This window comes from Mycolicibacterium hippocampi (assembly GCF_010723735.1).
GTDB classification, from domain to species: Bacteria; Actinomycetota; Actinomycetes; order Mycobacteriales; family Mycobacteriaceae; genus Mycobacterium; species Mycobacterium hippocampi.
In genome coordinates this window covers 470,378-488,636 of the sequence record NZ_BLLB01000002.1, presented here as the reverse complement: position 1 = coordinate 488,636, position 18,259 = coordinate 470,378, and the positions used below count along the sequence as shown (strand labels likewise).

Sequence of the window (18,259 nt, the reverse complement as noted above, 5' to 3'; positions counted from 1 at the left end):
GCCGGGTCAGCGCAGCGAGGCCTTTTCCAGATCGCCCAGCGCATCACCGGTGTACACCGCGAGTCGTTGCAGATGCGGCAGCGCGTCGCGGCAGCCGACAAAACCGAAGTTCATCGTCTCTGCGTAGCTCTGCAGCGTGATGTTCAGCGCCATCCCGTGAATCGGGATCGACACCGGGAACGTCGCCTCCAGCCGGGATCCGTTGAAGAACAACGGCTCCCGCGGTCCGGGAACGTTGGACACGCACAGGTTGAAGGTGTACGGCCACGGCGGCTGCACACCAGTCAGCGCGCTGGCGACCTGTCCGCCCGCCGGTGCCAGCAGTGCCGCGGTGTAGGCGATGATGGCCGTCGGTGACATCGTCTGCAGCTGCGCCTTGGAGGCGCGCGTCGCCGCGGTGATCGTCTCCAGCCGCTCGACCGGGTCCTCGATGTCGGTGCCCATCGGAGCCAGGATGGCCCCCACCGCGTTTCCACCGCCCTCGTCTCCCTTGGGCCGCACGTTGACCGGAAGGAAGGCGATCAGGGAGCGGTCCGGCAGCTTGTCGAAATCGGTGAGGAACTTGCGCAGACCACCCCCGATGATCGCCAGCGCCACGTCGTTGATCGTCGCGCCGTGCTGGGAACTCAGCGCCCGCAACCGGTCGAATTCGTACTGCTGGGTGGCGAACCTGCGGTTGCGGCTGATCCGCGCGTTGAGAATGCTGTGCGGTGCCGACGCCGAACCGGCGATCCGGGAGAACTCGCCGTCGCGCCGGATCTGGGTGTTGACGAGCGCATTGGTCAGATCGACCGCCGAGCTGACACCACCGGTGATCTGGGAGCCGAAACCGCCGAGCGTCCGCAGCGTGGAGGTCAGAAGATTCGTCGGTGACGGGGGCGTGCGACGCTCCCGTTTCGGTGTCGGCACGTTGAAGAACATCCGGGTGTCCCGCGACTGCGGGTCCGTCGACAGGCTGCGCGCCAGCATCCGCATCGCGCTGTAACCGTCGACGAGCGCATGGTGGATCTTCATGTACAACGCGAACCGGCCGCCCTCGAGCCCTTCGATGACGTGGATCTCCCACGGCGGACGGGTCAGATCGAGGTGGTTGCTGTGCAGCCGGGAGACCAGGATGCCCAGCTCCCGTTCATCACCCGGGCTGGCCAGCGCCGAGCGCCGGACGTGATAGTCGAAGTCGAAGTCCTCGTCGGTGACCCAGGTGTGCACCGGGCTGAACTGCAACCGCGGGTGGGCCAGTTTGCGATTCCACGGTGCCATCACCTCCTGGCGCCGTGCTTCGTCGATCATCTCCCGCAGGTAGTCCCGCGGTGCGTCGGCGGGTGGCGTGAACGGCAGCAGCCCGGCGACGTGCATCTTCGAACTCGATGTCTCGCCGTAGATGAAAATCAGGTCCTGGAGCCCAAGCCTGACGCTGTTGCCGCTCAAGGGCTCTCCTGTGGGTTAGCTGCTACGGTTCCCGCCACGGTACGCCCGTGCGGTCAGGTTCCACAGAAAGTTCGGAAGGAGCTGCTGAACTCCTTCTCGCCCGGCTCAGCGTAGCGCTCGAACCCCGGCCGTTCGTCGAACGGCGACCCGACCGCCTCGAGCAGCCCTCCCAGGGGTGCCAGGTCACCGGAGGTCGCCGCCGTCAGCGCCTCCTCCACCAGGTGGTTGCGCGGAATGTAGACGGGGTTGACCAGGTCCATCGCCTCCGGATCCGGGCCCAGGGCGCGCCAGCGGGCGGTCCAGCTGTCGAAGGCGGCGAGGTCGAGGAACTCTCCCCGGGCCGGCTCGGCGTCCCCGCGGGCCGCCCTGCTCAGCCGGCGATAGAACGAGGTGTGGTCGACCTGGCTCTGCTGCATCTGCGTGAGAAGATCCTCGACCAGCGGGGCCACCACGTCGGCGGGGGCGTCGGCGATTCCGAGTTTGGCCCGCATGCCCGCCGACCAACGTTCCTCGTAGCGGCCCGGGAACGCGCCCAGCGACGTCTCGGCGAGCGTGATCGCCTGGTCGGTGTCCTGCGCCAGCAGCGGAAGCAGTGTCTCGGCGAACCGGGCCAGGTTCCACAGCGCGATCCCGGGCTGGTTGCCGTAGGCGTAGCGGCCCCCGCTGTCGATCGAGCTGAACACCGTCGCCGGGTCGAAGCTCTCCATGAACGCACACGGTCCGTAGTCGATCGTCTCGCCCGAGATCGTCATGTTGTCGGTGTTCATCACCCCGTGCACAAAACCGGCCAGCATCCACCGGGCGATCAGTTCGGCCTGGACCGCGATCACGGCGTCGAGCAACGCGAGGTACCGGTTGTCGGACTCGGCGGCCGCGGGGTGGTGACGGGCGATGGCGTGGTCGGCCAGCCGGCGCAGCACGTCCACATCCCCGGTGGACCGCGACACCAGCGCGGCGTACTGGAACGAACCCACCCGCAGGTGGCTGTCGGCCACCCTCGCCAGCACAGCGCCGGGCAGTACCGTCTCCCGGTACACCGGGCGGCCGGTGGCCACCACTGCCAGCGCACGTGTCGTCGGGATACGCAGCGCGTGCATGGCTTCGCTGATGACGTACTCGCGCACCATCGGTCCGACCGCCGCCAACCCGTCGCCACCGCGGGCGAACGGGGTCCGTCCGGACCCCTTCAGGTGGAGGTCACGCACCCGGCCGGAGCCGTCGACCATCTCTCCGAGAAGCAGCGCCCGGCCGTCCCCGAGGCGCGGAACGAATCCGCCGAACTGGTGGCCGGCGTAGCCCTGGGCCACGGGGGTGGCGCCGGCGGGGACCGTGGTGCCCACCAACAGGCCCAGTCCCTCGGGGCTGCGAAGCCATTCCGGGTCGAGGCCCAGCTCGGCGGCCAGCGGCGCGTTGAGCGCCAGCAGCTGCGGCTCGGGTGCGGCCTCGGCCTTCCAGCTCACCGCCAACTCCGGCAGCTCCCGGGCGAACCGGCCCTGCAGTGCGATGCTCACCCCATCCAGACTACGGAGCCGGCCGGATCACGGCGATGGCGTCGACCCCGTCCTTGATCGAGATGCGGCGGTCACTCTCCTCCAGCACCAGGGTTCCCACCGGGTCGGTGTAGGAGCCGGTCCGCGGCAGGATCAGGGCACGCTGTCCCGGTGCGACGTCGCCCGTCTGCAGCGCGGACGTCGCCGGGACGATCTGTTCGATGCTCTCGGGGGTCACCTGCCACACCAGCGGCGGGTACGTCTCCGGCCGGTCGCACCGCCACATGCCCAGGCTCAGCTTCGGCAGGCCGGTGGTCGGCCACCACAGCTTCGGCACCTTCGACCCGGTGGCCGCGTCCGGTCCCGCCACGTCGAAGATCTGCTGGGACCCGGCCGCGTCGGACACCACCACGGCAGCGGTCCCGCACGTGCTGTCGGTGCTGCGGTACAGCGCATAGGCCAGCGAGGCCCCGTCGGCACTGAGCCGGGCGGTCGACACCGGGGTGTTCGCGTCAGCCTGCCCCAGCAGTGACGGCGCACCCGGACCGTGCACGGCGTAGAGCGTGTCCGGACCGCCGGACGGCGTCGGCGCACCCTCCACGCGCGCGAGCACCGCGGTACCGCCGCGGGCGACGATCAGCCGGGGCTCTGCCGGGGGGATGCCGGCGACCGGCGGGAAATCGACGGTCTGCTGCAACACGGGTTGCGAGTCCGGGTCCGCGAGATCGAGCTGCATGAGCCGGTTCGGCTGCTCCCACCACACGATGGAGCTAGGCCCGACCGTCCCCAGCACCGGACCCACCGGTACCGCGCGGGTGGCTGCGTCACCGGTGGCCACGTCGAGCGTGACGACCTGACCGTCGGTGGTCCGCGCGAACACGAACCCGCCGTCCTCGGTGGTGATCAGGTCGTTGGAGGCGTCGAAGGCGCCCGGCGCAGTGGCGACCACGCTGGTGCCGTCCACGAGCCCCAGCTCATCGGCCGCCCGGTAGGCCAGCAGCGGACCGGTGGGCGGCGGTGGTGGCGTCGTCGGGTCGAACGGCGAGCTCGGGCTCGGAGTGGTGACCGAGGTGGTGCCCGGCGCAGGCTCCAGGTCGGTGCAGGCGGTGACCAGGCAGACGATCAGCAGTATCGCCAGCGTGAGCAGTGTCTTGGGGTTCTGGGGAATCTTCATGGGACTCCCTTCAATGTAAAGAACGATCCCGGGTGTGGGGTGCGCTCGGGTCGTCCGCACCGAGCCCCGGAATCGGCGGGTCGGTATGGTGATTTTTCCCGGTGGCGGGGGACGAGGCCGAGGCAGTGACATCGGCCGGGCCGCCGGGACAAGCCGACGTCAGATGTGGAGCAACGCTGTGAGCCTGAACACCATCGCTCTGGAGCTGGTGCCGCCCAACGTCGATCGGGGCCGGGAGCGGGCCCTCGAGGACGCCGAGAAGGTGCTGCGCTGTTCGGCGGAAGCCGGCCTGGCCGGACGTGTCCGCCACGTGATGATCCCGGGGATGATCGACGAGGACGACGACCGTCCAATCGAGATGAAGCCGAAGCTCGACGTCCTGGACTTCTGGTCGATGATCAAGCCGGAACTGCCCGGCATCAACGGCCTGTGCACACAGGTCACCGCGTTCATGGACGAGCCGACGCTGCGCGCCAGGCTGACCCGGCTGGGCGACAGCGGGTTCGACGGGATCGCGTTCGTGGGAGTTCCGCGCACCCTCAACGACGGCGAGGGCTCCGGCGTCGCGCCGACCGACGCGTTGTCGCTGTTCGACAGCGTCGTCGCCAACCGTGGCGTGATCCTGATCCCGACCAGGGACGGGGAACACGGCCGCTTCGAGTTCAAATGCAACCGGGGCGCCACCTACGGCATGACGCAGCTGCTGTACTCGGACGCCATCGTCGCGATGCTCACCGAGTTCGCGCAGACGACTGAGCACCGGCCCGAGATCCTGCTCTCGTTCGGGTTCGTGCCCAAGATCGAGAGCAAGGTCGGCCTGATCAACTGGCTGATCCAGGATCCCGGGAACGCGGCGGTGGCCGCCGAGCAGGAATTCGTCAGGACGCTCGCCGGGTCCGAACCGGTGCAGCGGCGAAAGCTGATGCTCGACCTCTACAAGCGCGTCATCGACGGCGTCGGCGGGCTGGGTTTCCCGTTGAGCGTGCACTTCGAGGCGACCTACGGCGTCAACACGCCCGCGTTCGAGACCCTCGCCGAGATGCTGGAGTACTGGTCGCCCGACCAGCCGTAGCGGTCAGCTCCAGAACGCGACCAGCGGGACGGCGGCGTTCGGGATGAGTTCGCGGCCCCGGCGAGGTCTACTTCTTCTGTGAGGACACCGAGCGGGCTCGTCCGCCGGGCCGCGGCAGTACTGGCCGTGGGTTCGGCGGTGCTGCACGGCGCATCACTCGCCCCGGCGGCGGCCCCGTGGGTGACGGCGCTGACGGTGGTGATGCTCGTCGGCTGCCTGTACTGCGGGTACGAGCTGTGGACCCGGGACACGGTGCGGGCCTGGGTACTGGTGGCGGTGATGAACCTGGCGATGGTCGGTGTGCACCTGCCGATGGCCGGTACCCACCATCACGGCGCTGTCCCCGGCTCGCTGTCGGACGCGGCGACCTCGCCGATGCAACTGGCCTCCGCGGTGGCGCTTATCGAAGTGCTGCTGGCAGGTGCCGTGCTGTTCGTCCGCACCCGAGCGCTCTCGCCCGTGGTCACGGCGCCATGTCAGAGTGGAGAGCATGACGCACGCTGAGGCACCGGTCGGCCGGCTGGGCGCGACCTCGATCGACTGCCCGGATCCGGCTGAACTGGCTGACTTCTACGGCCGCCTGCTGGGGATGCGCCGTCTGGTCGAGTCACCCGACGGCGGCGTCGTCGCCATCACCGACGGCGCCCACATCCTGGCGATGATGCGCGTCGCCGACTACGTCCCGCCGACGTGGCCCGGCCCCGGCCAGCACAAGCAGATGCACCTCGACGTGTCGGTGACCGACCTCGACGACGCCGTCGCCCGAGCCGAGCGGCTGGGCGCCCGCCAGGCCGAAAACCAGGCGCAGCCGGCGATGTGGCGGGTCATGCTCGACCCGGTAGGGCACCCGTTCTGCCTGACGACGGTCGGAGCGGACTGACGGTCCGCCGCCTATCGTTGCCGGAGTGTCCGAACCGTCCACCGCCGACCTTCGCGCGCTGCGGGCGCGCCTGGACGGGCTGACGATCCGCGACGCCGCCCGGCTGGGGCGCAGGCTCAAGCAGCTGCGCAACCCGAATGCCGAGCAGCTCGACAAGCTCGCCGGGCAGTTCACCACCGCTGAGGCGCTGGTCGCGACGCGCGAAGCCGCTGTCCCGGTGATCGGCTACCCCGACCTGCCCGTCAGCGAGCGACGTGACGACCTCGCCAGAGCCATCAACGAAAACCAGGTGGTGGTGGTCGCCGGCGCGACGGGGTCGGGCAAGACCACGCAGCTGCCGAAGATCTGCCTGGAGCTGGGCCGCGGGATCCGCGGCACCATCGGCCACACCCAACCGCGGCGGCTGGCCGCGCGCACGGTCGCGCAGCGGATCGCCGAGGAACTCGCCACGCCGCTGGGTGAGGCCGTGGGGTACGCGGTGCGTTTCACCGACCAGGTGAGCGACCGCACGCTGGTGAAGCTGATGACCGACGGGATCCTGCTCGCCGAGATCCAACGGGACCGTCGGCTGCTGCGCTACGACACGCTGATCCTCGACGAGGCTCACGAACGCAGCCTCAACATCGACTTCCTGCTCGGCTATCTGCGGGAACTGCTACCGCGGCGTCCCGATCTGAAGGTGATCGTCACCTCGGCGACAATCGAGCCGGAGCGCTTTGCGGCCCACTTCGGTCGAGCGCCGATCGTGGAGGTGTCGGGACGCACGTACCCGGTCGAGATCCGGTACCGCCCCTTGGAAGTCGCGGCCGCCGGCGGGGACGGGGTCGAGGACCCTGACGACCCCGACCACGAGGTGGTGCGCACGGAGCTGCGCGATCCGACCGAGGCGATCGTCGACGCCGTGGCCGAGCTCGCGGCCGAGCCCCCCGGCGACGTGCTGGTGTTCCTGTCCGGTGAGCGCGAGATCCGCGACACCGCCGAAGCGCTCCGCGGCGCCTTCGACGACAACACCGAGGTGCTGCCGCTCTACGCCAGGCTCCCCACCGCCGATCAGCAGAAGGTGTTCCAGCCCAGCCGTGCCGCGCGGCGCATCGTGTTGGCCACCAACGTCGCCGAGACGTCGCTGACCGTCCCCGGCATCCGCTACGTCGTCGACCCCGGGACTGCCCGCATCTCGCGTTACAGCCGCCGCACCAAGGTGCAGCGGCTGCCGATCGAGCCGATCTCGCAGGCGTCGGCCCAGCAGCGCTCCGGGCGGTGCGGGCGAACGGCGCCGGGGGTGTGCATCCGGCTGTACTCGGAGGCCGACTTCGAGGCCCGTCCGCGCTACACCGACCCCGAACTGCTCCGCACCAATCTCGCCGCGGTGATCCTGCAGATGGCGGCACTGGATCTCGGTGCCGTCGAGGACTTTCCGTTTCTCGACCCACCGGATGCGCGCAGTATCCGCGACGGCGTAGGCCTGCTGCAGGAACTCGGCGCGTTCGACGCCTCGGGGAAGCTGACCACCGTGGGCCGCCGGTTGGCGCAGATCCCGGTGGACCCACGGCTGGGCAGGATGCTGCTGCAGGCCGACGCTGAAGGGTGCGTGCGCGAAGTCCTGGTGATCGCTGCGGCGCTGTCGATTCCCGATCCGCGAGAGCGGCCGGTGGACCGGGAGGAGGCCGCCCGCCAGAAGCACGCAAGATTCGCCGACGAGGCCTCGGACTTCGTGTCCTACCTCAACCTGTGGCGGTACCTGACCGAGCAGCGAAAAGAGCGTTCCGGAAGCTCTTTCCGCCGGATGTGCCGCGACGAGTTCCTGCACTACCTGCGGATCCGCGAATGGCAGGATCTCGTCGGACAGCTGCGCAGCATCTGCCGGGATCTGGGGATCCGGGAGCAGGACGAGCCGGCCGACACCGCAGCGGTGCACGCGGCTCTGACCTCAGGTCTGCTGTCCCACATCGGGTTACGCGACAGTGAGGGACGCGACTCCAGGCTGTACTCGGGGGCGCGCAACACCAAGTTCGTGCTGGCTCCCGGCTCGGTGCTGACCCGCCGGCCCCCGCGCTGGGTTGTGGTCGCCGACCTCGTCGAGACCAGCAGGCTCTACGGCCGCACCGCGGCGCGCATCGAGCCGGAGGCCGTCGAACGGGTCGCCGAGCATCTGGTGCAACGGACCTACAGCGAGCCGCACTGGGATTCGAAGCGCGGTGCGGTGATGGCCTATGAGCGGGTGACGCTCTACGGGCTGCCGATCGTCGCCCGCCGGCGTGTCGGCTACGGGCAGATCAACCCCGAGGTGGCACGGGACCTGTTCATCCGGCACGCGCTGGTCGAGGGCGATTGGGAGACGCGGCACCACTTCTTCCGCGACAACACCCGGTTGCGGGCCGAGCTAGCCGCTCTGGAAGAACGGGCCCGGCGGCGCGATCTGCTGGTCGGTGACGACGAGGTGCACGCCTTCTACGACGCGCGCATCCCCGCGGACGTCGTGTCGGCGCGTCATTTCGACGGGTGGTGGCGCAAACAACGTCACCGCAACCCCGACCTGCTCACGATGCGCCGGGAAGATCTGATGCGCGCCGAACAGGACGACGAGCATCCGGATGCCTGGCGCGCAGGCGACCTGACGCTGCCGTTGAGCTACCGGTTCGAACCCGGCGCCGCCGACGACGGCGTCACCGTGCATGTCCCGGTTGACGTGCTGGCCCGCCTCGGCGGCGACGAGTTCGCCTGGCAGGTGCCCGCATTGCGGGAGGAGTTGCTCACCGCGTTGATCCGGTCGCTTCCGAAGGATCTGCGGCGCAACTTCGTCCCAGCTCCCGATACTGCGCGGGCGTTGCTCGCGGCGATCACCCCCGACAGTGGGCCGCTGCTCGACGCGGTGCAGCGGGAGTTGCGGCGCCGGACGGGAATCCTGGTCCCCGTCGACGCCTTCGATCTGGACAAGCTTCCGCCGCACCTGCGGGTCACCTTCGCAGTGGAATCCGGTGACGGCACCGTGGTGGCCCGCGGCAAGAGCCTCGACGAACTGCAGCACCAGCTCGCCGCACCCGCCCGGCAGGCGGTGGCGGCCGCGGTGGCAGGTGGGCTCGAGCGTTCAGGCTTGCGCGACTGGCCCGATGATATCGACGAACTGCCGCGTGTCGTCGAGAGCAGCGGAACGACGGGGCACACCGTCCGCGGGTACCCGGCGATGGTCGACGGAGGTTCGTCGGTGTCCATCCGGGTGTTCGCGACCCAGCTCGAGCAGCAGGCCGCGGCGCCGTCCGGGAGCCGCCGGCTGCTGCGGCTGGCGGGGCCGTCGATCGCCAAACCCGTGGAGCGGGAACTGGATCTGCGGACCAAGCTGGTGCTCGGCAACAATCCGGATGGGACTCTGTCGGCACTGCTCGACGACTGCGCCGACGCCGCCGTCGCGCTGCACGTTCCCGGGCCGGTCTGGACCAGAGCCGAATTCGTCTCGGCCCGAACTCGATTGACCGGCACGCTGGTCGCCGGAACCCTGGATGTGGTGCGCCGGGTGGAGAAGGTGTTGGCCGCGCTGCACGACGTGCAACTCGCGCTGCCCGACGTGCCGAGCCCCGCCCAGGCCGACGCGGTTGCGGACATCCGCGCCCAGTTGGCGCGGCTGGTGCCGGTCGGCTTCGTCGCCGCCACGGGGATGAGCCGGCTGGGTGACCTCGCCCGCTACCTCACTGCAGTGAGCCGGCGTCTCGAGCGACTACCGCACGCGCTCAACGCCGACCGCGAGCGGATGACGCGGGTGGCCGCGGTGCAGGACGCCTACGATGAACTGCTCGCGGCGCTGTCCCCGGCGCGTGCCGCGGCTGCGGACGTACGCGACATCGGGTGGCTGATCGAGGAACTGCGGGTCAGCCTGTGGGCCCAGCAACTCGGCACCGCACGACCGGTCAGCGAACAGCGGATCTTCCGCGCGCTGGACGCGGTCCACGACTAGGCGATCGGGTTCACGTCGCAGCGACGATCGGGCGTTAGTGTTTGCTTCGTGCAGGACTGGAGCGGCTACCGGGCCGTGGTCGTCGGCGGTTCGATCGGTGGCCTGACCACCGCGTTGCTGCTGCGCAGGCTGGGTTTCGACGTCGAGGTCTTCGAGCGCACACCCACCGACCTCGACGGCCGGGGCGGCGGCATCGTCCTGCACCCCGAGACGTTGCGCTGGTTCGTCGAGTGCAGCGATCAACACCCCGAAACCGTCAGCACGTCAACCCGATTCATGCAATATCTGGGCGACGGCAACACGATCCTGTACCGGGAGCCCGCGCCATGGCGGTTCACGTCGTGGGGCACGTTCCACCGGGCATTGCTGGCGGATTTCGGGCGCGACCGATACCACCTCGGGGAGTACGCCGCAGGCTTCGACCAGGACGTCGACGGCGTCGACGTCCGATTCGCCTCCGGCCGGTCTGAGCGCGCCGACCTGGTGGTGTTCGCCGACGGCGTCGGCTCGGCCAACCGGCGCCACCTCTCGCCCGAGGCCCGACTCGAGTACGCGGGCTATGTGGGCTGGCGGGGGCTGGTGCCTGAAAGCCGGCTGTCCGCCGGGACGTTCGAACTACTCCACGACTCGGTCACCTATTGTGTCGCGCCCGGAACTCACGTCCCCATGTACCCGATCCCGTCACCCGAGGGCGGTCTCGCGGTGGGAGAGCGGTCCATGAACTACGTCTGGTACCGCAATGTCGCCGCGGGTCGCGAGCTCGGTGAGTTGATGACCGACAAGCGTGGTGTTCCGGCAGAGGTATCGCTGCATCCAGGTCAGGTGCAGGATCGGTTCGTCGAAGAAATGCGTTCGGCGGCAGTCGAACTGCTGGCACCTGCGGTCGCCGAGGTGGTGCTGCGCACCGAGCAACCCTTCCTCCAGGCGGTCTACGACGTCGGGGCACACCGGATGGCTACAGGCCGGGTGGCGCTGCTCGGGGATGCGGCGAGTGCCGCGCGACCCCATCCGGCGGCGGGCACGGCGAAGGCGGCGGCCAACGCCTGGGCGCTTCACGACGCGCTGGCCGAGAACGCAGACATCACCGAAGCGCTGGCCGCATGGGAGCCCGGTCAGCTCGAACTGGGGCAGCGGCTCCTGCAGCGGGCCAAGGCGATGGGCGCTCGCTTACAGGTCGACTGCACCTGGGTGCCCGGCGATCCCGACAACAAGTTGGGCCTCTACGGCGACGGGGCCTAGTTGTCTGTTGGTGGTGGTGGTTGGTAGGGGGTGTACCACTTCCATTGGGCGCGTTCGCCGGTCGGTCCGGGGTAGGGGGCGACGGCCGGGGGTGGTGTGGTGGGTGGTCGGGCCAGTGATCCCGCGCTGAGTTCCTGGCCTTCGTTGTCGGTGACTGTGAGGCGGTGCGCGGGCCCGGTGAGGGTGATCCCGCCGAGGTGGTGCATGCGGTGGTGGTAAGGGCAGAGCAGGACCAGGTTGTCGAGTTCGGTGGGGCCGCCGTCTTCCCAGTGCCGCAGATGATGAGCATGCAGCCCCCGGGTGGCCCCGCACCCAGGGACCACGCAGCAGCGGTCCCGATGCTCCAACGCCCGGCGCAGCCGCCGGTTGACCGTCCGGGTCGCCCGACCGGCGCCGATCACCCGGCCATGGCGTTCGAACCACACCTCACACGTCGCATCACAGAGCATCAAGCGACGCTCACTGTCGGACAACAAGGGACCGAGGTGCAGCGACGCGACCTGCTGGTCGACGTCGAGGTGGGCGATGACGGTGGTGCGTTGGCCGTGCGGCCGGCGCGCCACCTCGCTGTCCCAGCCGGCTTCAACCACACTCATGAACGCATCCACGGTGCTCGGAAACGGCGGCGCCTGATCCGACACCTGACCACCGGTGTCGTGGTCGTGTCGCCACGCGGTGACCAGCGCTTCGAGATGAGAGGCCAGCGCGGCGTCGACGACCGCCGCCTCAGCGTGCGGTAGCCGGATCCGGTAGGTGGCATGGGTGTCGTCACCGGTTTTGATGACCGACCGCTCCCACACCGGGTCGGGCTCGGGTTGCGGCTTGGGTTCTGGCTTGGGTCGGGGCGCCGCGTTGAGGGCGGTGTGCAGTTGGGTGACCGTCGCCGACTCGGCCAGCTGCGCGTAATGCTCATCGGAGCCGGTGGCGGCCCGCCCGGCGATCACCCCGACCTGATCCAACGACAACCGCCCCTCGCGCAACCCTCGGGTGCAGCGCGGAAACTCTGCGAGCCGCCCCGCGATGGTGGTGATGGTGTGCGCGTTGGACGGTGAGGTGCCCAGTTTCCAGGCCACCAACCCCGCCACCGAACGCGCCCCGGTCAACCCGCAGAGTTCGTCGCGGTCGATCTCGGCGACGATCTCCACGATCCGACCATCGATCGCATTACGCTGCCCAGCCAACTGGGCCAACTCGTCGAACAACACCTCAAGACGCTCCTTGGGAGCCAAAGAAGTTGCCGCCGAAGACATACCACCATCAAAACAGAAGCCACCGACAAATCCGGCGCTCGCGCCGTGACCTCGAGGCTAGGGCGTAGTCGCCTGACTGGCTGGGTCGATCATGATCTTGGCGTGCTTCTCCGGGTCGCCGAGCGCCTGGAATGCCGTCGCGACGCCGTCCAGCCCGACTGTGCCGGTCACCAGCGCCGACGCATCCACCTTGCCCTCGGCAAGCAGGTGCAGCGTGTCACGGAATTCCAAAGGCGTGTAACCGAAGACGAAGCGGATGTCGATCTCCTTGCCGATCGCCATCGCCGGGCGCAGCTTGTCGTCGCCCATGCACACCCCGACGACGACGATCCGTGAGGCCAACGGTGCCGCACCGATGACACCGTCGATCATCCCCGGCACGCCGACACACTCGAAGATCACCGGCCGCTTGGGTGCGGTGGCCCCGAGCCGGTCCACCGCCCGGTACACATGAGACCAACCCGGCAGCCGCCGCAGTTTCTCCATCGACCCGACGCCGAGCTCGTACAGGGCGGGCAGCGCGGTCAGGCCCTGCTGCTTGGCGGGCACGGCCTCGTACGGGGAGTCCACCGCGGGGTCGACGACGATGTCGGCACCGCACCTGGAGGCCAACGCCCGACGTCCGGGCGAGAAGTCGCTCGCGACGATGGTGCCCACGCCGCGGGCTTTCAGGTGGCAGATGACCGCCAGCCCGACGGGCCCACAGCCGAGCACGATCGCGACATCCTTGCGGCTGATCTCGCTGCGCCTGATGGCGTGGTAGGCCACCGCCATCGGCTCGGTGAGCGCGGCGGTCGCCGGATCCAGGCCGTTGGGGACGACGAAGGACAGTGCCGCCTCGGCCAACACCTGCTCGGCGTAACCACCGGGCGCCACCGGCGACAGTCCGGTCAGATGAACCCCGCCCTGCGCCCTCACCAGCGGGAAGGACACCACCGTCGTGCCCGGGGTGAACTCCTTGCCGACCTTGCGTCCCCGCTCTGCGACCGTCCCGCAGAATTCGTGACCCATCACCACCGGGGTGTCGCTGCGCATGAAGTCGGTGTAGCCACCTTCGGCCATCACCTCGGTGAGCTCGTCGGCGTGGTCCTTGGCGTGCAGGTCCGATCCGCAGATGCCGCAGCGCAACACCTCGAGCACGATCTGGCCCTCGGCGGGCTTCGGGGCCGGTAGGTCGACCACTTCCAGGGTGCTGCGCACACAACTGACCGCTTTCATTCCGCCATCGTTGCACGGTAGAACCACCGTATGAGGAAGCTTCGGATGTGGGCGGGGGCCGCCGTCGTCGTCGCGGTCGGGTGGACGGCCGTCACCGCCGCCAACGCCGGGCCGGGCGCCCCGACCGTCCCGGTGATCGAACCCGTCGTGCTGGAGGAGTTGGCGCACGACCCCGAAGCGTTCACTCAGGGACTGGAGATCGACGGATCGGTTCTCTACGAGGGCACCGGACTCGCCGGCGCCTCCCAGCTGCGTGAACTCGACCCGGCAACCGGTGAGGTGCGCCGGCAGGTTCCGGTCCCGAACGACTACTTCGGTGAGGGGATCACCGTGGCGGGGGACCGGATCTGGCAGCTCACCTACCAGGACGGGGTGGCGGTCGAATGGGACACCGCGACGCTGGCGCCCACCCGGGAAGTGCCGCTGGACGGCGAGGGCTGGGGCTTGTGCCACGACGGCGAACGGCTGATCCGCAGTGACGGGACCAGCAGGCTGCGGTTCCAGAACACAGACGACTTCGCCGAAACCGGCGGCGTCGAAGTCACCCGTGACGGTCAGGCCCTGGGCGGCCTCAACGAGTTGGAGTGTGTCGGCGGGCAGGTCTGGGCCAACGTCTGGCCGGGTGACGACATCGTGCGCATCGATCCGGGGACCGGGGTGGTCGATCTGGTCGTGAACGCCTCGGGATTGCGGACGCGCGGGATTCCGCCGTCGGCTCAGGTTCTCAACGGCATCGCACACGTCCAGGGCAGTGAGTTCCTGCTCACCGGCAAGTATTGGCCGAAGACGTTCCGCGTCCAGCTCGGCCGGTGACGTCATGCATGATCAGACCGTGAGCAAAGCCCGCTCGTTGACCCTCGTCACGACCGCGTACGTTCTGGCCATCGCAGTGGCGGCCGCCTGGCTGGTGTGGGGTCCCACCACCGGCATGCTGTGGCTGGATACGCTGATCGCCGACGTCCTCGCGACGCTGGTGGTGTTCGGCTTCAGCCGGCGGTACCGCAACTCCAGCTTCTACGACGCGTACTGGAGCGTCATTCCGCCGCTGCTGCTGTTCTTCTGGTGGGCCGACAGCGGTGCCGCAGAACCGTGGCGGATCTGGCTGGTAGCGACGCTCGTGGTGGTGTGGGCGGTGCGGCTCACCGGCAACTGGGTGTACAGCTTTCCCGGTCTGCACCACGAGGATTGGCGCTACCCGATGTTCCGGGAGCGGGCGGGCCGATGGGAGTTCGTCGCCGACCTGGTGGCGATCCACGTGATCCCCACCGTGCAGGTGTTCCTCGGGATGCTGCCGGTCTACGTTGCCGTCACCACCCCCGGCACTGGGTGGGCATGGCTGACCGTCGTCGCGTTCTTCGTGGGCACGGCTGCGGTCGCGCTCGAATTCGTCGCCGACGGGCAGATGCACCGCTTCGTCAAGGACCGGAAGCCCGGCGAGGTGATGGACCGCGGCCTGTGGAGCTGGTCGCGACACCCGAACTACTTCGGCGAGTTCGGATTCTGGTTCGCGCTGGCGCTGTTCGGCGTGGCGGCGTCGCCCGGCGACGCCTGGTGGCTGTTCGTCGGCGCGGCGGCGATGCTGGCGATGTTCCTGGGTGCCAGCATCCCGATGATGGAGACCCGCAGCCTGCAGCGGCGGCCCGGCTATCAGGCGGTCGTCGACCGGGTGTCACGGTTCGTGCCCCGCCCACCCGGCAAGGTCCGCGTGTGACGCGTCGGGTCCTCATCGCCGGGCTGGGCGATATCGGGGTGCTGACCGCGATCAAGCTGGCCAAGCATGCCGACGTCGTCGGGATCTCGGCCAAGCCCGGACTGGTCAGCGGCCAGGAGCTCGGCTGGCGGCTGGCGCGGCCCGACGAGTGGGCCCGGCACAACTGGGTCCCGTTCGGCCGGTTCCGCGGCCTGGACCGGGTCCGTGCGGTGCACGGCACCCTGACCGGTGTCGATCTCGATTCCCGTGCCGTCACCGTCACCGAAACCGACGGCGCCACCACCGCGTTCGGCTACGACGTGCTCGTCATCGCCACCGGCGTCACCAATGGCTTCTGGCGGCGGCCGACGCTGCAGACGACCGACGAGATCAACGCCGACCTGCGCGGCCCGCACGAGCGCCTGGCCGCCGCACGTTCGGTGATCGTCGTCGGAGGGGGCGCCGCGGCGGTGAGCAGCGCCGCCCAGATCGCGACCACCTGGCCGACCAAGCGTGTTGATCTCTACTACCCCGGCGACCGGGCGCTCGCCGGGCATCACCCCCGCACCTGGGCCACGGTGCAGCGCAGGCTCTCCGAGGCCGGGGTCGGGCTGCATCCCGGCCACCGCGCGGTTCTCGCGGACGGGTTCACCGGCGACGAGCTGACGACGGATCCGGTGCAGTGGAGCACCGGGCAGCCCCCCGCATCCGCCGACGCGGTGCTGTGGGCGATCGGGCGGGTCACCCCCAACACCGGGTGGCTGCCCGCCGACATCCTCGACGAGCACGGGTTCGTCACCGTCACCCCCGAACTCCAGGTGCCGGGGCACCCCGAGGTGTTCGCGGTGGGCGACGTCGCCGCCACCGACCCGTTGCGCAGCTCGGCGCGCAACCGCGCCGACGGACTGCTCGCCGGCAACGTGCGGGCCGTGCTGGCGGGCAAGGCGGCCGCGGACCTCAAGAGTTACCGGCCGCCGAAGCGGCGCTGGGGATCGGTGCTCGGCATCCAGCCCGACGGGCTCGAGGTGTTCGCCCCCAACGGCAGGGCTTTCCGGTTCCCGGCCTGGTCGTTCGAGCGGGTGCTGCTGCCGTGGATCGTGAACCGGGGCATCTACCGCGGCGTGCGCGGGGATTAGCCGACGCGGGGGATCTCGGCGTTGATCCGGTCCAGCAGCTGCGGGTAGCGCTTGGCCTCGCGGTGCCCACCAGGCTTGCCGCTGCTGACCACCGCCACCGAGAGCGCACGTGACGGGTCGGCCCACACCGCGATGTCGGTCAGCCCGGTGTGGCCGAACGCGGCGGAGGCATCGCGGCCGAACGGCCCGAAACGCCTGGAGCCCAGCATGTAGCCGGTGCCCCAGCGCATCGGCGCCAGACCGGTGGCGAGGTCGGGGCGCAGTCGCCGGGACTCGGCGGTCGCGGCCCGTAGCGTCTGTGCGGACATCACCCGAACACCGTCGAGTTCACCTCCACGACAGAGGATCTCGGCGAACCTGGAGAGCTCGTTGGCATTGGAGACCGTGTTCGACGACGGGATCACCCCGGTGAGGAACTCCGGCGTGTTCGAGAACGGGATGATCTGGGTCATGGTGCCGCCGACGGCAGCCTTGAATGCCTTCGCGATGGGTGCGGGCAACGGTTTGCCGGTGACGTGACTGGGTGCGACCAACGGAACGTCAACGGGGGCAACGCCGTAGTTCGTCCACCGGAACCCCAGGGGGGCCAGGATCTCCTCGTGCAGAATGTCGCGGATGCTGCGCCCTGTTGCGGCCGAGATGATTTCGCGCATCAGCGGTCCCCACGTCACGCCGTGGTAGATGTGCACCAAGCCGGGCCGGTATACCGGCTTCATCTTGCCCAGCATGTCGCGGGTGTAGTCGCTGTCGTCCATCCGCCTGAGGTCGGGCCTGGGCCCGGTGGCGAACGGTACGCCCGCGCTGTGGGTCAGCACGTGGCGGATCGTGGTGCGGTCCTTTCCGTGGCTGGTGTAACCCGGCAGGTGGTCACACACCCGGTCGTCGAGCGAGAACTGCCCCCGCTCGACGAGCATGTGGGTGACGGTCGTGGTGATCGCCTTGGCGGCGGAGTAGACGCAGAACGGCGTCGTCGTCGAGACCGCCACCTTCTCGGCGTCCGGCGGGTCGGTGGGACCGTTGCCCCAGCCGTGGCCGATGGCGCGGTCGAGGATCACCCGGCCGTCACGGCGCAGGCACAACTGGATCGCCGGCTGCATGCCCGCCGCGTACCAGTGCCTGGCCGCCTGCCAGATGCGCTCCACTGCCGCCGACTCCACTCGGGAGTGGTCCTCCTCGCCGACCGAGGTGACCGCCTCGAGGTCGGCGGGGACGGCGATCCTGCCTCCGTTGTCGGAGACGGTGGTTCTGCTGCCGGTCAGCGGGGTCCCCCGGAGAAGAAGCCGCTGCCGACCAAGCCGGTCAGCTGGCCCAGCAGGTCGCCGGGTCCGGGCTGCGGCGGCATGGGGGCGTTGGTGAGCTGCCAGGCCTGGCAGTCACTGGTGGAGAACGTGGTGTCCGTCGGCAGGATCTCGACGAACGCCGGCTTCTTGGTCAGCGCGTTGTCGACCAGCTCGTCGCCCGCGGTGCGCTTCCAGTAGCAGGCACCGTCGTCGATCGGGCCCGCTGACTGGTAGACCCCGGGGAGAATATCGGTGCCCACCGCATAGGACCCGTCGGCGTCGATGGTCGTCTTCGCCGCTTCGGCGGGAACGGGAGCGGGTGTGGGCGGCGAAGGCGGGGGAGCGGGCTGGGCCTGGACCGGCGCAGCGGCGATCCACCACCCTGTCAGCACCGCCGCGGCCACCGCGGCTGTTTTCGTCGGCCTCATAGGAAGTCAGTCTAAGTGCCGCGGCGGC

General features: G+C 69.5%; 15 protein-coding genes. 8 read left to right on the top strand and 7 right to left on the bottom strand.

Annotated elements, in window-relative coordinates:
- Nucleotides 1-6: 6 nt before the first annotated feature.
- Genes G6N53_RS03305 through G6N53_RS03295 form a run of 3 tightly spaced genes read right to left on the bottom strand, consistent with a single transcriptional unit; the run spans nt 7 to nt 4,092 of the window.
- The gene (locus tag G6N53_RS03305; protein ID WP_163887107.1) at nt 7-1,428 is read right to left on the bottom strand and encodes a WS/DGAT/MGAT family O-acyltransferase; all 1,422 of its coding nucleotides are present in this window, start codon (nt 1,426-1,428) and stop codon (nt 7-9) included.
- 53 nt (nt 1,429-1,481) lie between these two features.
- A complete protein-coding gene (locus tag G6N53_RS03300) occupies nt 1,482-2,939 on the bottom strand; it encodes a protein adenylyltransferase SelO (protein ID WP_163887105.1) in 1,458 nt (485 codons plus the stop codon).
- Between the two features lie 10 nt (nt 2,940-2,949).
- Nucleotides 2,950-4,092: a PQQ-binding-like beta-propeller repeat protein gene (locus tag G6N53_RS03295; protein WP_163887103.1), complete on the bottom strand. Its 1,143-nt coding sequence runs from the start codon at nt 4,090-4,092 to the stop codon at nt 2,950-2,952.
- A 178-nt stretch (nt 4,093-4,270) separates the two neighbouring features.
- On the opposite strand from G6N53_RS03295, the gene G6N53_RS03290 reads away from it, so the two are divergent.
- From G6N53_RS03290 to G6N53_RS03270, 5 genes are all read left to right on the top strand, one after another.
- On the top strand, nt 4,271-5,164 hold the full coding sequence (locus G6N53_RS03290) for a mycobacterial-type methylenetetrahydrofolate reductase (protein ID WP_163887101.1): 894 nt from the start codon (nt 4,271-4,273) through the stop codon (nt 5,162-5,164).
- A gap of 78 nt (nt 5,165-5,242) precedes the next feature.
- The gene (locus G6N53_RS03285; RefSeq protein WP_163887099.1) at nt 5,243-5,668 is read left to right on the top strand and encodes a hypothetical protein; all 426 of its coding nucleotides are present in this window, start codon (nt 5,243-5,245) and stop codon (nt 5,666-5,668) included.
- Entirely contained in the window at nt 5,655-6,044 is a 390-nt protein-coding gene (locus tag G6N53_RS03280; RefSeq protein ID WP_163887097.1) for a VOC family protein, read from the top strand. The genes G6N53_RS03285 and G6N53_RS03280 overlap by 14 nt, the downstream gene beginning before the upstream one ends.
- 25 nt (nt 6,045-6,069) lie before the next feature.
- Nucleotides 6,070-9,990, top strand: coding sequence for an ATP-dependent RNA helicase HrpA (gene hrpA / locus G6N53_RS03275; RefSeq protein ID WP_163887096.1), 3,921 nt, complete (start codon nt 6,070-6,072; stop codon nt 9,988-9,990).
- Between the two features lie 48 nt (nt 9,991-10,038).
- Entirely contained in the window at nt 10,039-11,229 is a 1,191-nt protein-coding gene (locus G6N53_RS03270) for an FAD binding domain-containing protein (RefSeq protein ID WP_163887094.1), read from the top strand.
- Here the strand turns inward: G6N53_RS03270 and G6N53_RS03265 are convergent.
- A complete protein-coding gene (locus tag G6N53_RS03265) occupies nt 11,226-12,479 on the bottom strand; it encodes an HNH endonuclease signature motif containing protein (RefSeq protein ID WP_163887092.1) in 1,254 nt (417 codons plus the stop codon). The genes G6N53_RS03270 and G6N53_RS03265 overlap by 4 nt on opposite strands.
- Nucleotides 12,480-12,536: 57 nt before the next feature.
- Nucleotides 12,537-13,697: a zinc-binding dehydrogenase gene (locus G6N53_RS03260; protein ID WP_163887090.1), complete on the bottom strand. Its 1,161-nt coding sequence runs from the start codon at nt 13,695-13,697 to the stop codon at nt 12,537-12,539.
- A 30-nt stretch (nt 13,698-13,727) separates the two neighbouring features.
- On the opposite strand from G6N53_RS03260, the gene G6N53_RS03255 reads away from it, so the two are divergent.
- The 3 genes from G6N53_RS03255 to G6N53_RS03245 are packed head-to-tail and all read left to right on the top strand — an operon-like array spanning nt 13,728 to nt 16,523.
- Nucleotides 13,728-14,510, top strand: coding sequence for a glutaminyl-peptide cyclotransferase (locus G6N53_RS03255; protein ID WP_163887088.1), 783 nt, complete (start codon nt 13,728-13,730; stop codon nt 14,508-14,510).
- Between the two features lie 4 nt (nt 14,511-14,514).
- Complete coding sequence (locus G6N53_RS03250; RefSeq protein WP_205390268.1) at nt 14,515-15,408, top strand: DUF1295 domain-containing protein; 894 nt, start codon at nt 14,515-14,517, stop codon at nt 15,406-15,408.
- The gene (locus G6N53_RS03245; protein WP_163887086.1) at nt 15,405-16,523 is read left to right on the top strand and encodes an FAD-dependent oxidoreductase; all 1,119 of its coding nucleotides are present in this window, start codon (nt 15,405-15,407) and stop codon (nt 16,521-16,523) included. Before G6N53_RS03250 ends, G6N53_RS03245 begins: the two co-directional genes overlap by 4 nt.
- Here the strand turns inward: G6N53_RS03245 and lipE are convergent.
- Together lipE and G6N53_RS03235 are read right to left on the bottom strand one after the other, a co-directional pair.
- Entirely contained in the window at nt 16,520-17,782 is a 1,263-nt protein-coding gene (gene lipE, locus G6N53_RS03240; protein ID WP_163895403.1) for a lipase LipE, read from the bottom strand. The genes G6N53_RS03245 and lipE overlap by 4 nt on opposite strands.
- Entirely contained in the window at nt 17,779-18,231 is a 453-nt protein-coding gene (locus G6N53_RS03235) for an Rv1352/Rv1906c domain-containing protein (RefSeq protein ID WP_163887084.1), read from the bottom strand. Before G6N53_RS03235 ends, lipE begins: the two co-directional genes overlap by 4 nt.
- Between the last annotated feature and the right edge of the window lie 28 nt (nt 18,232-18,259).